The sequence below is a fragment of the Sulfurimonas sp. genome, from assembly GCF_029027585.1.
GTDB lineage: Bacteria > Campylobacterota > Campylobacteria > Campylobacterales > Sulfurimonadaceae > Sulfurimonas.
The window spans coordinates 751069-766881 of record NZ_CP093397.1; the positions used below are offsets into that span (position 1 = coordinate 751069).

The window sequence follows — 15813 nt, forward strand, 5'->3', positions numbered from 1 at the left end:
ATACCTACTCTATCATCTCATCAGTAGAACCCATCTGAATAACACCAGATTCAGCAAGTGTATTAACAGCTTCAACTATCATTCTTTGAGAACTCTCAACATCTTTCATTTTAACGGCACCAAGAAATTGCATCTCTTCTTCAAATGCTTCTCTAGCTCTCTCACTCATAGCAGTAAAGAATTTTTCTTTCAACTCTTCTGCTGAAGATTTAAGAGCTAGCATTAAGTCTTTTTTATCTACCGTTTTTAAAATCTCTGTTATAGCATTTTTATCAAGTGTCACAATATCTTCAAAAGTAAACATCATCTCTTTGATTAAAGTTGCCATCTCTTCATCTACTTGTTCAACTTGAGCAAGAGTTGCTTTTGCAGATTTTGCACCAAGACGGTTGAAAATATCTGCAACCGCTCTTGGACCACCAACTTCAACTTTATATGAAGCAAGAGATTCTAGTTTAGACTCTAAAACTGCAGAAACTCTTTTAATAACTGAAGGAGAGATATCTCCAAGTTTTGCCATTCTCATAGCAACTTCAGAACGCAAATCATCTGGAAAATATTGTATAGTATCTGCGGCTTCTGTTGCATCCATATGCGCTAATATAAGAGCAATTGTTTGAGGATGCTCTGTGACAATAAAGTCTGAGAGTTGCTGAGGCTTGATTTTTGAAAGGTATGAGAAATTTTGTGTATTTTGCATACTTTTTGAAAGCTTTTCTAAGACCTTTTTTGCTTCTTCTGCACCAAGAGTTCTATAAAGAAGTTCTCTTGCATACTCCATGCCACCAGTTGTAAGAAACTGACCAGATTGAAAGATAGCATGAAATTCTTCTAAAATTGCTGTTCCTATCGCTTTATCTATACTTCTATTTCCTGCGATAAATTTTGATACATCTGTTATCGCAATTACACTTAAGTTGGAAAAAATTGATGCTGTAGATTCTTCACCAAGTAGCATTAATAAAATTGCAACTTTTTCCGCCATACTCATTTCATCAAAGGTTGCTTGTTGTGTTGGTGATAAATTCATGGTTTTACAACTCCTTCTTCTTCAACAAGAAGTGATTGCAATAGTGCTGCTACCTCTTCTGGTCCTTCTTCTACCATAGTTCTAATTTTTTCTAGTAATACTTCATGTTTGAGTTCATCTTCATTAAAACCTTCTCCAACACCAAGCTGACTTTCAACTTTTTTACGCATTTTTTGAACTTTTTCGACCAAATCTTCTTCTTCATCATCTTCTATATCCAAAGTTGGACGACTTTGCTCATCTTCTTCTTTTGATACTTCAAGCATTTTAGCAGCAAAAGGAGATATGATTTTTTTATAAAGTATTAAAAGTAATATCATTACAAAAAGATATTTAAACAAACCAGAAAAAGGTGCTAAATAAGTTTCGCTAAAATTAACAGCTTTAGAAACTCCATCAATCTCAACAGGAGAGATATCTCTTGTAAATCGTAAATTTTTTACACTTACTATATCACCTCTTACCTCATCGATTCCAATAGAGCGACTAACGAGAGAAGAAAGAGCTTCTAGATCACTTTCTTGAATTTTTTCATACTCAAGAGTTTCTGTTGGGTTACCTTCATCATCTATTTTATAATTATATTTTCCATCTATTATTACCGCTGCACTAATTCTTTTGATGCGAGCAAATTGTGACTTTGTAGTTGAAACTGTTTTTCCAACTTCATAATTTGTTGTTCCAGTATTTTTTTCATATTTTTCACTAGGTTTATTAGACTTTAGACCTTGTACTGGACCTATATTACTTACAGTTCCAGGTACTCCTCCGATTTGTTGTGATGAACCACCCTCTTTTTTCTCTTCACTGACTTGCTCACTTCTTACCACATTTTCAGGGTCAAATACTTCTGATGTTGAGTTTTTAATAGAAAAATCGAACTCTATAGTAACTTGGGCAACTACTTTTTGCTTTCCACCAACAAAAGGAGAAATAACATCTATGATTTTTCTCTGTCTTTTTTTCTCTTCTTTATTTTTAAATTTTTGTTGAACCGCTGAGAGTTCACCCATTTGAGCCATCTCATCTTCATCACCTAAAGTTTCACCATCAGAATTTATAAGCATAACATTTGCTGATGTAAGTTTAGGTACAGATGACGAAATAAGGTTTTTTATACCTCTTATTTGCCTAGATGAGAGCCTTCTACCTTCCACAATCTGCACCATAACAGAAGCAGTAGGCTCAACTTGTTTAGCCACAAAAAGTGTGTCTTTTGGAAGAGCCAAGCTTACACTTGATGATTCTATTGGTCCAAGAGAGTTTACTGTTCGAGAAAGTTCACCTTCTAATGCACGAAGATATTTTACATCTTGGTCAAACTTTGTTGCACCAAATTCTTGTGTATCAAACAGTTCAAAACCCACACCTTTATTTTTAGGAATACCCATAGATGCAATTACAATACGCTCTTTATAAACAACATCTTTAGGTACTTTTATAACATTATTATCTTCTAGTTTATATACGATACCGTCTTTTTCAAGCTGTTCTACAACTTTAGCTGCATCCTCAGAACTAAGTGCGCTAAAAAGGATTTCATATTTATCTTTTGTATCTTTTTGAGCAGTAAAAACAACCATAAAAATTAAAAATGCAACTATACCTATAACAGCCGCAGAGATAATAATTCTTTGTTGTTTAGTTAACTTATCAAAAAGGGTAACTAACTGTGAAAAAAGTACCTTAAAATCCATCAAATTCCCATTTTATAATTACAAAATTTCGCAAGTTAAAGCAAAAAATCTACTATTTTGCTCCGCTGTTCCGACTGTTACTCTGATCGCATTCATTCCATAACCACTTAAATCTCTAACTATCATTCCCTGTTGCAAAAGCTCACTTGCAATTTGTGAAGATTTTTGGTTTGAATTTAGACACAATGTAACAAAATTTGTATAACTCTCAATTATATCTATTTTTTGCTCTTTTGCAAACTCTTCATAGCGTTTCATCTCTTTAAAGTTGTCAACTATACTATTTTTAACAAACTCTTCATCTTCTAAAGCGATTGTAGCTGCTTCTAAAGATAAAGTTGTTATGTTAAATGGTGGTCTAAGTTTATAAAGCTCTTTAATGATTTTAGCATCTGCTACTCCATAACCAACTCTCATCCCACCTAATCCATAAGCTTTTGAAAAAGTACCTAAATATATAGTATTACTAAACTCTTTAAGTAAATCTTTTGGCTGGACATATTTAGAAGTATCTTTAACTAAAGCGTATTCCATATAAGCACCATCAACTACTACTAAAGTATCATCATCTATCTTTTTGATAAAGTCAAATAAGGCTTTAGCATCTATAGCATCTCCTGTTGGATTATTTGGAGTACATAAAAATATTATGGAAGGTTTCTCTTGTTTATAAATTTTATAAAACTCATCTAAATCATGTTCAACCGTACTAGTTCTTAAAATCTCTGCTCCAACATGTTTGGCATAAATCTCATACATTGCAAATGTTATAGAGTTCATCAAAATTTTAGACTCTGAATTTGCTTTTGCGTGAATTAAAAATTCTATTATTTGGTCACTTCCTGAACCAATAATAATATTTTCATCTTGCACTTGAAATCTTTTGCTCAATCCTTGCTTTAAACTCATCATAGAGTCATCTGGATATAGTGCCATTTTTGAAACTATTTTGACAATTGCTTCTTGAACTTTGAGTGAACATCCATTAGGATTTTCATTACTTGCAAGTTTCACAATATCTTGTGGTTGGATACCAAACTCTCTTACAACTAACTCTATTGGCTTTCCAGCTTCATAAGTTTTTATATCTTTCATTTGTTTATTAAACTTCATTATTATCTCCATTTACATAACTGCCTAACCATGTAACTTCACTACCATGTTTATCCAGAACTCTTTGTATTCTTTTCTCATCTATATGCCCATAAAAATCTATATAAAACCAATATCCAAACCCACTTTTATCTTTAGAGGGACGAGATTCGATTTTTGATAGATTTATATTTTCTTCATCAAAATCTTGTAAAAAATGCACTAATGCACCAGCTTCTACACCATCTTTTAACCTTACTAAAATCGAAGTTTTGTCATCTTCACTTTTAGCATTTTTAAAATCACTAAGTATTACAAATCTTGTACTACTATCATGAGCATCTTCAATATTTTCAAACATTGTTGGCACACCATATAGTTTTGCAGCTATATGACTACAAATCGCTGCAGCATCTGGGTCCTCAGATGCTAAAATAGCAGCTTTTGCGGTTGAATCAACAGGAATTTGATCAACATTAACTAAACCATGCTCTGCTAAAAATTCTCTACACTGTCCAAAACCTTTGTCTTTTGAGTAAATTTTTGTAATTTTTTCTATTGAAGTTGCTTTTGTAACAAACGACATATGAATAGGCATATAAAGTTCTGCTACTATTTTTACACTACTTTTTGCTAGTAAATCAAGAGTTTCTCCAACTATACCATCTTTTGAATTTTCTATTGGAACTACACCAAACTTAGCTCTTTTAGCTTCAAGTGTTTTAAAAACAGAGTAAATTGAACCTAGTGATATATAGTCACTCATAGCACCAAAACGACTCTCTGCCGCTTGATGAGTAAAGGTACCTTCTGGTCCAAGGTAAGCTATTTTTTCTGGTAATTCCAAGTTTCTTGAAACTGCAAATATTTCTAAAAATATCGCTTCAATAGCATTTCTATTTAAAACGCCTTCACTTTCTTTACTTTGTCCTTCTAACCTATCAATGATAGCTTTTTCTCTCTCAGGTCTATAAATGGTTCCACCTGATTCACTCTTAATCTCACCAACTTTACCAACAACTTTCATTCTATCATTTAAAAGTTTTAAAATTTCATTATCAATAGCGTCTATTGCAATTCTACAATCATCTAAAGTTTTCATCTGCTATGTCCTTGATTTTGTTCTAATATCTCTTGCATATCTGCAAATATTTCGTCTGGTCTTAGTTCTTGCTTTAAAGATGGAATAATTTCTTGTGCAGTTTTATACTTTCCACTTGTCACAAAAATAGTTTTCATACCCATCTCTTTTGCTCCACCCAAATCACCTTTAACATCATCACTAATCATTGTTATTTTACTAAAAGTGGCATCCTCATCTTGAAGTTGCAGCCCTTTTAATGCTTCTTCATAAAAAGCTAAACTTGGTTTTCCCACAACTTTGTATGAGGTAGAAGTTGCAAATTCCAACATTTTCAAAATTCCACCTACCCCAGGGTATCTTTTAGCATTTTGAGCATAAATAGAAGTTTCATTCATTCCAATCAACTCTGCACCATCAAGTAAAAAATCTATCATTTGAGCATATTCATCAGCTTTAAAATCTTCTTTAATAGCGACTAAAACCGTTTTAGGTTTTTCATAGTCTAAAACATAACTCATATTTTTTATAGTTTGTAAAAAAGCTTTTGAGCCATAAGCAGCTACTCTTTGTTTAGATACACAAGATTCTAAAATCATCAAAGGGTCTATATATGAAGAAAGTTCAAACTCAAAACCAAGAGATTTTAAATATTGATAAAAATCAGATGATGATTTTTTAGTGTTATTTGTAACTATCATATATGGCACTTTTTTCTCATTTAAACTGCGAATAAACTCTAAAGCACCAGCTATGGGAGTTTTGTCTGCATCGCTAATAAGAGTACCTTGAACATCTATGAAATACAAATTATTAATCTTTTATATAATCTGTTTCTAAAGCTATCAAATCATCAAAGCTTTCTCTTTTTCGTATAAGCTTTGACTCTCCATCAATAACTGCTACCTCAGCACTACGCCCACGCGTATTATAGTTACTACCCATTCCAAAACCATAAGCTCCCGCACTATGAATAACTACTAAGTCATTTCGTTCTAACTCAGGAAGTAGATAATCTTTAGCGAAAAAATCTCCACTCTCGCAAACTGGACCAACAATATCAACTGCTCTTGGAGCAGAAGTAGAATCTGTAATAGCTTCTATCTTGTGATAAGCACTATATAATGCTGGACGAAGAAGATCATTCATAGCTCCATCAACTACTACAAACTTTTTATCGCCATTTTGTTTTTCATAAAGAACTTTTGTTAAAAAGTATCCTGCATTTGCAGTTAAAAATCTTCCAGGTTCACAGATAACAGTCAAGTCCAGACCTTTAAGAGTTCCCAAAATTGCTTGTACATATTCATAAGGCTCAATAGTGACTTCATCGTCATACTTAATTCCAAGTCCGCCACCAACATCAAAAAACTTTAGTTTAATATCGATTGTTTCTAATGAACGAACCATATCTGCAACTATAACTGCTGATTCATAAATAGGCTCTAGATGCGTGAGCTGTGAACCGATATGGAAGTGAATTCCTACAGGTTCTAAAGACTCAGAATTTTTTGAAAATATATACATTCTTTTAGCTGTGTCTATCTCTACTCCAAACTTATTGTCGTGAAGTCCTGTTGAAATATATGGATGAGTTTTTGGGTCAATATTTGGATTTACTCTAATGCTTATTCGAGAAACTTTACTTAACTCTTTGGCAATAGACTCTACTCGTTTAAGCTCTGCTTCGCTTTCTACATTAATATATAAAATATCTTTTTTTATCGCTTCACGAATCTCATCATCACTTTTACCGACACCAGAAAAGATGATTTTATATGCTGGTATACCCGCTAAAAAAGCACGACGCACTTCTCCGATAGAAACACAGTCAGCACCACTTCCCATTTTTGCAAAATGTTTTACAACACTTAAATTTGAGTTTGCTTTAACTGCGTAAGCCAAGATAGATTTTCTTGCTTTAAATGCATCTTTTAACTCGTCATATTGTTTACTCATGTAATTAAAATCATAAATATATAATGGAGTTTGATACTTAGATGCCAATTCTTTAAAATTCATTTATAATTTCCAAATCTTTTTTAAGAGATTTTATCTAAAAAGTGCTTATATTTTTGTTATAAAAAATATCTCTCACAAAAGGAGAAGCTTTATATCAAAAGTAACTGAACATCCTCTAAGTAGCTAAACGATATTTTTTCCATTGTCGTATTGCTACAAACAATAAGAAGACAACTGGTGCTACCACTCCTACTTCACTCGAGAGTGTTTTATTATTTGAAAGTTCTATAAGCATAAACAAAATTCCCCAAACAAGAAGTGTTGCTAAAATTGCACCAAAACTAAAAAGTGAAACATTTAAAAACCTTACACTTATTGGAACAAAGAAAAAGATAATAACCACTAAACAAGGTACAAAGAATGGATATATAAAAATCTTATAAAGAGCACCTTTAATGCTGTCGGTATTAACGCCTTGATTTTTAAGTAAAACAAGCGCTTCTATTGCATTTGTAATGGTAAAGTTAACTTTTCCTTCATATACTTGATCTAGTATTTTAGGTCTAAATCCTTTTAAGATTTTCAAACCTGTTTGATGCTTTACTCCCATACCTTTTGAATCAAAACTCATATCATCAGGTCTTGTAATGATGTCAGCATCTTTAATAAACCAATAACCATCTCTATACATCGCACTTGAAGCTACGATGACTTCTTTTAACATATTGTCTTTTATACTAAAAACTCTTATACCTTCTGCTTTTTCTTGCAAAGGTAATAATTTAGAAAAATATACATATTTGTCTTCATAAGTAAAAAAGAGATCCCTTGTAGGACTAAGATAGGCTGCATTTTCACGAATATTATTTGAAAATTCATCTGCACGAGAAAAACTAGGAAGAGCATGCAGAGATATGAAAAGAACTATGATAGAAGTAGATACAACAACAAAAGGCTTTAGTACATCAACTCTTGTGTAACCAAGTGAATAAAAAGACACAAGAGCATTTGAGCGAATAAGAAAGATTTTAGTTGTTATCATTGCAAATATTAAAGCTAGTGGAAGAAGCATATCGATGGCAAAAAATATCTTGTAAACCAAATAAATCAGCACTAAGTTAGCTGAAGAGGATAGTTTATCGGCATTGTCCATATAATCAAAACCGACTAAAAACATCACAAGTGCAATCAAAATAATCATGAAATATTTAAGATAATGAACAGATATATATTTGAATGCTAGCACATTATTCCTTCTCGTATATTCTTATTTTATCTGAAATTTTTTAATTGTATATTTAGAACTCACATCTTCTAAAGAATTTTCTAAAAGACTCTCTATTGCTTCACAAGTTCTAGTGATTAAACTCTCTAAATGCTCTTTTTCTTTAATAGTAAAATCTCCTAAAACATAAGAAGAAACTTCTCCCTTATGCTCTGGTTTACCTATACCCAACCTTACTCTTTTATACTCTTTGGATATTTTTTCATCTGTTGATTTTAAACCGTTATGACCACCATGACCACCTCCACTTTTAAAACGCAAAGTCCCAAATTCTAAATCTAAATCATCATGTATTACAACAACATCTTCAATCTTATAAAATTTTTTTACGGCTTGTATTGAATTGCCAGAAAGATTCATAAAAGTAAGTGGTTTTAATAAAAAATGATTTTTAAATTTGAAGAGTTCACCATTAAACGATGAAGAAGATAGTTTTTGAGCATTTTGTCTTAAAATAAGCTCATTTATAACCATAAAACCAATATTATGGCGATTTTGTGCATAAGTCGCCCCAGGATTACCTAGACCGACTATAAGCATTTAAAGCCCTTTAAAATCTCAAAAAAACTTTTTTTTTGTAGCTTTAGGGGGTTGTAGGGACATTTGTCCCTGCCACTATAATGGGCTTCGCTCATTATAGTGTTTAGCATGATGTATTTATTTAGCTTTGATAATACTTATCAATGCTACACGATCTGAATCTAAGATAGTAACATTAGGGATAGCATCTAAATCACGAACAAGTTTAGAATTACCTACATCCATTTTGGTAACATCGATTTCTATTGTGTTTGGAAGGTTTTCAATGGCAGCTTTTACTCTTAAACGAGGTTTTGCTATATGAAGAAGACCTTGATTTTTAAGCCCTACCGCTTCACCAACTGCTACAACAGGAACATTATAAGTTGTTTGGAGACCTGCTTGTGCTACCATTAAATCAACATGTAAAAGCTTACCTGTTACTGCTTGTGACTCATATGATTGAACTACAACGCTCAATTCTTTACCATCTACCTTGATAGCAAATGCTAAATTATCTTTGTTGCGAACACTACGGATATATTCATTCATTTTGAATGCAGCATTGATATTTTCAAGCCCTTTTCCGTAAATGTTAGCAATTAGATATCCATCACGACGAAGTGCTTTAGTGCCCTTTTTGCCAATACTCTCTCTAATTACGCCTTCTAACATATTAAATCCTTAATAAAAAATGTTTGGGATTATACTTGTTTTTGCTTTAAACTCTACTTTAAATCAAAAATATCATCACTTTTATCAATCTCGATATTTCCTTTTTCATCAGAAGATGTATGTTTAGTTGTTTTAGCAGAAGTCAAACCACTCATTCTTAACTCCAAATCAGATGCACTTGTTGCATAATCTTTGGCTTTTTCTTTTGTGATGATACCTTCTTCATATAGTTCTAAAATATGTTGATCAAAACTTTGTGATTTATAATGCGCTTTCCCTTTTTCAATAGCATCTCTAATCTCATAATCTCTATTTTCCATAATAAGTTTTTCTATAGTAGGTGTTCGGACTAAAACTTCCATAGCAGCTCGTCTTCCCCCTTCTATGGTTGGAATAAGTCTTTGAGAAACTATACCTTGAATTACACCTGCGAGTGACATTCTTACACGATTTTGCTCTTCAGTTGGAAAGGTTGCAATGATACGGTTGATAGTTTCTTTAGCATCTATAGTATGCAGAGTTGAGAAGACTAGATGCCCTGTATCTGCCGCATGAAGTGCAAGGTTTATCGTTTCTCTATCACGCATCTCCCCAACTAAGATTATATCAGGGTCTTCACGAAGAGATGCTCTTAAAGCTGCACCAAAAGAGAGTGTATCTTGACCAACTGAACGCTGATTTATGATGCAACCCTTATCTTTGTGAACAAACTCAATAGGGTCTTCAATAGTAATAATATGTTTTCTTTTTGTAAAGTTTATCTCATTTATAAGAGATGCTAGAGTTGTTGACTTACCACTACCGGTTACTCCAGTAACAAGCACAAGTCCTCTCTCTTTTTGTGTAAAACTCTTTAAAATATCAGGAAAGTGTAACTCTTCCATCGAAGGTATTTTTACAGGAATAACACGAAAGACAGCAGACACTCCATCCATCTGAAAAAAAACATTTACACGAAAACGATTTCTTTCATCAAAAGGATAAACTAAATCTATCTCTTTATTTTCTATAAACTCTCCAAATCTTCCCTTTAGCAACTCTTTTGCAAAAGTAAGTGCATCATCTTTAGCAAAAATATCTCCAGCAAATTGAACAATATTTCCGTTAATTCTTGCACGAATCACAGAATTTGCTTTTATATGAAGGTCACTTCCCCCAAGCTCTATCATCTTTTTTAAATAGGCTCTAACTTTATTTAATTGTGCAAAGGTTAACTTGCTAACATCTACTTCAGTACTCATAAAGAATCCAAAATCTCACTAAAAGCACCTTTAAAGGACTCTAATCCATTTTCAATTTGCTTATCAAGAACTGCTTCAAAATCAATACCTGCGTTAATAACTCCATCAAAATACTCTTTAATTACTTGATTTGAGATAGGTAGAGCTTTTTCTTTTACTCCATCTCTATCAAAAGCCAGTATAGTATCTATTGGAGCTGTATTTATACTGTTAAACGCTAATAGCTTTTCTACATAATACTCTGGAGGTAATGAATCACCTTTAACCCCAGTACTTGCAAAAAGTGCTCTACAACCTGTTACATTCATATCTTGTATTGTTGCATAGATATTTGCACTATTATAGATGCCACCAAGAGCTTCATCTAAACCTTTTTTTCTTAGTATTGGGTCTATTGCTCTATCAATTCTACTTACAAAAATACTTATAACTGTATCAACTTTTTGTCCATGTTTTTTATTGCCTCGCTCAAAAGCTTCAGCGCAAGATATTGCTTGTGATTTTTTAAATACCAAAGTTGCATTTACTGGAATACCCTCACTACTCAAGGCTTCCATTGCAACATATCCTGCTCTTGTTGCTGGAACTTTAATCATTACATTTTTATAACCTATCTCAGCAAAAAGTCTTTTTCCTTCTTCTATTGTAGCATCTGCGTCATCACAAAGAAAAGGGTCAACTTCTATGCTTACATAACCATCATTTCCAACATTATAAAGTATTTGTAAAATACTTGCTGCTTTTTTTATATCATAAATTGCAAGTGCTTCATACTTCTCTTTTGGACTTAACTTTTTAAGAGATTTTAGTTGTTCTTTATATGCTGATGAGTTTAAAATAGCATTTTTAAAAATTGCTGGATTAGAAGTTGCACCATTTATTATGCCTTTTTCTATTAAGTCTTTAAACTCATTGTCCAAATAATCTCTCTCTATAAAATCTGCCCATAATGAAAATTTTAAATCTTTAATATACATACTAATACCAACCTTTATATAATTTTTTTGCTCTCTGACTTATTATATCTCAAAAATTATCAAATTTTTTTAAATTTAATAAAAGAAAGTAATGAAGTAGTAGTAAAATATACATTACTTCACTATTTACATAGATACTCTCTTTTATCAAATCAAAATAAAGAGTAACTTCAAAAATAAACTCTTTATAAATATTTAAATTTATAATGACTATACAAAAAATACTAATAAAAGAAAATACTAATAAAGAAAAATGAGCATAATATTTATATAAAAAATATCCAAAAACAACTAAACTTATAAAGTACAAAGCATAAAAATCAACAAAGAAAAAGTATAACAATATATTATGAAATATTAACGCTACTGCAAAAAAAATAGTATTTTTAAAAAGAAGCATTTAGTCTATTGTTTTTGGAAGTCTAAAACTAAACACTGAACCTCTACTAGATGTTTTAACTTCTATATCACTATCAAATTGTTTTTGCATAATCATCTGACTCATATAAAGACCAAGTCCTGTTCCATTTTTTCCTTTGGTACTAAAATAAGGTTCAAAAAGTTTATCTATATTTTTAATATCTATGCCATTTGCATTATCTTTTATGCTTATTTTTACACTATATCTTTCATCTTGAACAACTATACTTATCTGTGGGGTTTTTCTTTTGGCTTCGATGAGTGCATCTATGGCATTATTTAAAATATTAAGTACAACTTGTACAACTTCATTTACATATGTATCTATACTAATTTCATTTATATTTTCTAAGAGTATTTCAACACCTATTTCTTTTGTTCTTAGAGTAGAGAAGTTGATTGCTTTTTGGAGTAGTTGGGCTACATCAATGCTACAAACTTCTTTATTTGGTCTAAAGTAAGTTTGAAAATCATCAACAGTTTCTGAGAGGTACATTATAGTATCGCTAATTTCACTAAGTGTTTTATCTACTTCTTTATCTTGAGAATCTCCATTGATTAATTGTTTTATTTGATATTTTGATATTTGTAATGTGATTGTTGATAAAGGTTGTCGCCATTGATGAGCTATCATACTTATCATCTCTCCCATTACTGCTTGTTTTGACTGAGCTGTAAGAAGTTTATCTTTTGCTTTTAACTCTTCTAGTTGATCGGCGAGTTCAAGATTGAACCTTCGAAGCATATCTTGTTGTTTTAAAATGAGTTTCTTTGCTTGGTCCATCTTAATCTGGTAAAAGTGAACAATAATACTTAATATTATTAAAACAAATGATATATATGTAACCTGATAAAGAGAATACTCAACTTCTACAAACCCTTGTAATGGGGCAATAACCAATAAAATTATTATTCCACTCAACCAATAAATACTATTTTTTGTATTTTGAAAATACAAAAGGATTATGGGGTATGTAAAAAGCCATATATGTTTTAAAGCACTTGGTTCACTGATATATACAAGGAAAAGAAAAAGAAAAGAAAACTGTGCTGTTAAAACAAAAGCAACTTCTTCAAATAAGCCTCTATATTTTCTCAATATAAAAAAAAGCATAAGATTCATAAAAATTAAAAACATCTCTAACGGAATCAGACCTGAGATATCTCTAATTAAATTACCAACTATTCCGTAGGCTAGTGCAACAGAAGATAAAACTAAACCAATATTTACCATTTGATATCTAGATTGCATGTCCCTTTGATTATCGTTAAAATTCCATCCACTTGTAAAAAAATCATCATAATTAAATCTTTTCATTCTCTCTCTCCTATCATCTATGGCAGATATATTTTATCTAATAATTCACTATATTCATCAGATGCATCACTATCTAAAGTTATGCCTCCACCACTTTTATAAATATATCCATTTTTAGTTTTTTGCACAAAACGAATCATCACTCCACTATCAAAACTCTCTCCATCAAAAATGCCAAAAATACCACTAAAATAACCTCTATCATATGCTTCTGTCTTTTTTATTATCTCTAAAGTGCTTTTTTTTGGTGTTCCACTTATACTGCCCGCTGGAAGTAAAGAGTTTAAAATATTTCCAAGATTTTCTCTCCAATCATCTCCTATGTCACCACTAATGTGTGAGCTAACTTGCAAAAGTTTTTTCTCTCCCGAATCAATCTCTTGGACATATCTAAATTTTTGTACTTTTACATTATTTGCTACTATGGAGAGGTCATTTCTCAATAAATCTACAACCATAATATGTTCTGCCATCTCTTTTTCATTTTTAAGTATCTTTTGCTTAGCATCTACTAAAGAAGCATCTATTGTCCCTTTCATAGGGTATGCATTGATTTTATTATCTTTTATTTGTATAAATTTTTCAGGAGAAAAGCAAACGAACTTATCTTTATATCTTAGTTTATAATGAGCATTTGCAAGAAGGTAAATCTCTTTAAGTGATAAGTCAGATTTGACCTCAGTCGGAGCAGTTAAATTTAAAAGATAAGTATTTCCAGATTTTATTTCTTGGATAATATTTTCAAATTTTTCTTTATAACTATTAAAATCTGTAGATTCTTTTTCAAAAAACTCACTATGCTTTTTATACTTATAATTTTCATCTATGCAAAAATCTATATCATGTAAATAAAGTTCATTTAAAGGAATCACTTTTATATTTTGCGCTAAAAAATCACTTATAAAAAGAAATGGTACTCTATCTTTTGCTAGTCTATTCAACTCATTAATTGTCATGTATAAGTTTTTTTAGTACCGCCATTCTTATTGATACACCATTTGTGACTTGTTGCAGGACTTTACATCTTTCATCTGCTAAAAGAGCGTCGCATATATCTATGTTTCTATGAACAGGCCCAGGGTGAAGAAGTATAATATCTCTATCTCCTATTAACTCCGTAGTTATACAAAAATCACTTGCATAATCTTTTAAAGAAGCGTAACTTTGGGAAGAGTGTCGTTCTGTTTGAGTTCTTAAACTCATAATAACATCTACTTCATCAACTATTTCATTTAAGAAATGTGTTGTTCTAAGAGTGGTTTTTGGTAAAAAATGAGGTGGTGCAACTAGAATAACTTCCATACCAAATCTACAAAGAAGTTCAATGTTTGAGTTTGCAACTCTTGAATTTTTAATATCACCAACTATCGCAATTTTTTTACCCCTTACATCACCAAAATGTTCTTTTAAAGTAAAGAGGTCTAAAAGTGCTTGAGTTGGATGGGAATGTGCACCATCTCCTGCATTTATGATAGATGCTTTTGTATGATTTGATAAAATTTTAGGAACACCAGAGTTTTGATGTCTTACCACTATGGCATGAGGATTCATAACATCTAGATTCATAGCAGTATCAACTAAAGTTTCACCTTTTTTTGTTGAACTTTTTGTTAAGTCTAGATGCACCATCTCAGCACCCAATCTTTTTGCAGCTATTTCAAAAGAGCTTCTAGTTCTAGTTGAGTTTTCAAAAAAAAGTGTTATTATTATTTTATCTTGTAAAATTCTATAAAATTTACCATCACTAAACTTTCTTGCATCTTCAAAAAGCTCTTCTATCTCTTTTATACTAAAGTCATCTGTACGAATCAAGTGTTGCATCTGAATCCTTTTAATTTAGAGATTATACAAGACATCACAAATCGTGTCAATATTTTGACCTACTTTCATAACTTTAAAACCACTTTTTTGAAAATATGGTTGAGAAATTTTTGAAAAACTAGCTTCATCATCTCGAATATTAAACGCTATCGTATGTTTAATTTTTTTACTCTCTAATGCTTTTTTACTTAACAAAGTATCATTTATGCAACCTAGAGAACAATGAGTAACAAGAAGTGTAGACGCATCTAGGTATTTTATCAAATCTATTATCATTGTATTTTCATCTATTGGTACATAAAGCCCACCAGCTCCTTCTATTATCAAAACATCACATAAATTTTCTAATTTTTGTATTGTATTATCAATTTTTTTTAAATCTAATGGAGTGTTTCTAGATGCCACAAATGGTGCTGCTGCTAATTCGTACTGAATTGGTACAATATCATTTACGCTAATATCTTTAAACTCAATATTCAACTCTTTAACTAAACTCAATAGTTCTTCCCCATCTGGACAAAAACCATCCAATACACCGGTTTCAATAGGTTTCATTACACCAACTCTTAAACCCCTAGATGCATACTCTTTTAAAAGTAGTTTTGTTGTATATGTTTTACCTATATCTGTATTTGTCGCTGTTACAAAAATTTGTTTTTTCATATTGGGATTATATGACAATTAACTTTAACTAT

15 protein-coding genes are annotated in these 15813 nt (G+C 31.3%); all 15 read right to left on the reverse strand.

Features of this window, described 5'->3' with window-relative positions:
• Nucleotides 1-4 precede the first annotated feature (4 nt).
• The 15 genes from fliG to bioD all read right to left on the reverse strand — a co-directional run bounded on the left by fliG (nt 5) and on the right by bioD (nt 15781).
• Nucleotides 5-1030, reverse strand: a complete 1026-nt coding sequence (gene fliG / locus MOV50_RS03925; RefSeq protein ID WP_321779105.1) for a flagellar motor switch protein FliG — start codon at nt 1028-1030, stop codon at nt 5-7.
• A complete protein-coding gene (fliF, locus tag MOV50_RS03930) occupies nt 1027-2727 on the reverse strand; it encodes a flagellar basal-body MS-ring/collar protein FliF (RefSeq protein ID WP_321779106.1) in 1701 nt (566 codons plus the stop codon). The genes fliG and fliF overlap by 4 nt, the downstream gene beginning before the upstream one ends.
• 18 nt (nt 2728-2745) lie before the next feature.
• Nucleotides 2746-3840 carry a histidinol-phosphate transaminase gene (hisC, locus tag MOV50_RS03935; protein ID WP_321779107.1) on the reverse strand — a complete coding sequence of 365 codons (1095 nt, stop codon included), beginning with the start codon at nt 3838-3840 and terminating at the stop codon, nt 2746-2748.
• A complete protein-coding gene (gene pheA, locus MOV50_RS03940) occupies nt 3830-4921 on the reverse strand; it encodes a prephenate dehydratase (RefSeq protein WP_321779108.1) in 1092 nt (363 codons plus the stop codon). The genes hisC and pheA overlap by 11 nt, the downstream gene beginning before the upstream one ends.
• Nucleotides 4918-5709, reverse strand: a complete 792-nt coding sequence (locus MOV50_RS03945; protein WP_321779109.1) for an HAD-IIA family hydrolase — start codon at nt 5707-5709, stop codon at nt 4918-4920. Before MOV50_RS03945 ends, pheA begins: the two co-directional genes overlap by 4 nt.
• Before the next feature lie 4 nt (nt 5710-5713).
• Nucleotides 5714-6922, reverse strand: a complete 1209-nt coding sequence (gene lysA / locus MOV50_RS03950; protein WP_321779110.1) for a diaminopimelate decarboxylase — start codon at nt 6920-6922, stop codon at nt 5714-5716.
• A 115-nt stretch (nt 6923-7037) separates the two neighbouring features.
• Nucleotides 7038-8108: an LptF/LptG family permease gene (locus tag MOV50_RS03955; RefSeq protein WP_321779111.1), complete on the reverse strand. Its 1071-nt coding sequence runs from the start codon at nt 8106-8108 to the stop codon at nt 7038-7040.
• 21 nt (nt 8109-8129) lie between these two features.
• Nucleotides 8130-8687, reverse strand: a complete 558-nt coding sequence (gene pth / locus MOV50_RS03960; RefSeq protein WP_321779112.1) for an aminoacyl-tRNA hydrolase — start codon at nt 8685-8687, stop codon at nt 8130-8132.
• Nucleotides 8688-8804: 117 nt separating this feature from the next.
• On the reverse strand, nt 8805-9341 hold the full coding sequence (locus MOV50_RS03965; protein ID WP_321779113.1) for a 50S ribosomal protein L25/general stress protein Ctc: 537 nt from the start codon (nt 9339-9341) through the stop codon (nt 8805-8807).
• Nucleotides 9342-9394: 53 nt separating this feature from the next.
• Nucleotides 9395-10582 (reverse strand): PilT/PilU family type 4a pilus ATPase, encoded by a 1188-nt coding sequence (locus MOV50_RS03970; protein WP_321779114.1) that lies wholly within the window; start codon nt 10580-10582, stop codon nt 9395-9397.
• Complete coding sequence (locus tag MOV50_RS03975) at nt 10579-11559, reverse strand: transaldolase (protein ID WP_321779115.1); 981 nt, start codon at nt 11557-11559, stop codon at nt 10579-10581. The genes MOV50_RS03970 and MOV50_RS03975 overlap by 4 nt, the downstream gene beginning before the upstream one ends.
• A 400-nt stretch (nt 11560-11959) precedes the next feature.
• Complete coding sequence (locus tag MOV50_RS03980; RefSeq protein ID WP_321779116.1) at nt 11960-13297, reverse strand: HAMP domain-containing sensor histidine kinase; 1338 nt, start codon at nt 13295-13297, stop codon at nt 11960-11962.
• A gap of 17 nt (nt 13298-13314) precedes the next feature.
• A complete protein-coding gene (locus tag MOV50_RS03985; protein WP_321779117.1) occupies nt 13315-14253 on the reverse strand; it encodes an aminodeoxychorismate synthase component I in 939 nt (312 codons plus the stop codon).
• A complete protein-coding gene (locus tag MOV50_RS03990) occupies nt 14243-15118 on the reverse strand; it encodes an aspartate carbamoyltransferase catalytic subunit (RefSeq protein ID WP_321779118.1) in 876 nt (291 codons plus the stop codon). The genes MOV50_RS03985 and MOV50_RS03990 overlap by 11 nt, the downstream gene beginning before the upstream one ends.
• A 15-nt stretch (nt 15119-15133) precedes the next feature.
• Nucleotides 15134-15781 carry a dethiobiotin synthase gene (bioD, locus tag MOV50_RS03995; RefSeq protein WP_321779119.1) on the reverse strand — a complete coding sequence of 216 codons (648 nt, stop codon included), beginning with the start codon at nt 15779-15781 and terminating at the stop codon, nt 15134-15136.
• Nucleotides 15782-15813: the final 32 nt, after the last annotated feature.

Bases quoted from the DNA above. Each gene is read 5' to 3' on its own strand.
- fliG (WP_321779105.1), bottom strand. From the start codon at position 1,030: ATGAATTTATCACCAACACAACAAGCAACCTTTGATGAAATGAGTATG.
- lysA (WP_321779110.1), bottom strand. From the start codon at position 6,922: ATGAATTTTAAAGAATTGGCATCTAAGTATCAAACTCCATTATATATT.
- MOV50_RS03985 (WP_321779117.1), bottom strand. From the start codon at position 14,253: ATGACAATTAATGAGTTGAATAGACTAGCAAAAGATAGAGTACCATTT.
- MOV50_RS03990 (WP_321779118.1), bottom strand. From the start codon at position 15,118: ATGCAACACTTGATTCGTACAGATGACTTTAGTATAAAAGAGATAGAA.
- MOV50_RS03970 (WP_321779114.1), bottom strand. From the start codon at position 10,582: ATGAGTACTGAAGTAGATGTTAGCAAGTTAACCTTTGCACAATTAAAT.
- MOV50_RS03980 (WP_321779116.1), bottom strand. From the start codon at position 13,297: ATGAAAAGATTTAATTATGATGATTTTTTTACAAGTGGATGGAATTTT.
- fliF (WP_321779106.1), bottom strand. From the start codon at position 2,727: ATGGATTTTAAGGTACTTTTTTCACAGTTAGTTACCCTTTTTGATAAG.
- MOV50_RS03975 (WP_321779115.1), bottom strand. From the start codon at position 11,559: ATGTATATTAAAGATTTAAAATTTTCATTATGGGCAGATTTTATAGAG.
- pth (WP_321779112.1), bottom strand. From the start codon at position 8,687: ATGCTTATAGTCGGTCTAGGTAATCCTGGGGCGACTTATGCACAAAAT.
- bioD (WP_321779119.1), bottom strand. From the start codon at position 15,781: ATGAAAAAACAAATTTTTGTAACAGCGACAAATACAGATATAGGTAAA.
- MOV50_RS03965 (WP_321779113.1), bottom strand. From the start codon at position 9,341: ATGTTAGAAGGCGTAATTAGAGAGAGTATTGGCAAAAAGGGCACTAAA.
- hisC (WP_321779107.1), bottom strand. From the start codon at position 3,840: ATGAAGTTTAATAAACAAATGAAAGATATAAAAACTTATGAAGCTGGA.
- pheA (WP_321779108.1), bottom strand. From the start codon at position 4,921: ATGAAAACTTTAGATGATTGTAGAATTGCAATAGACGCTATTGATAAT.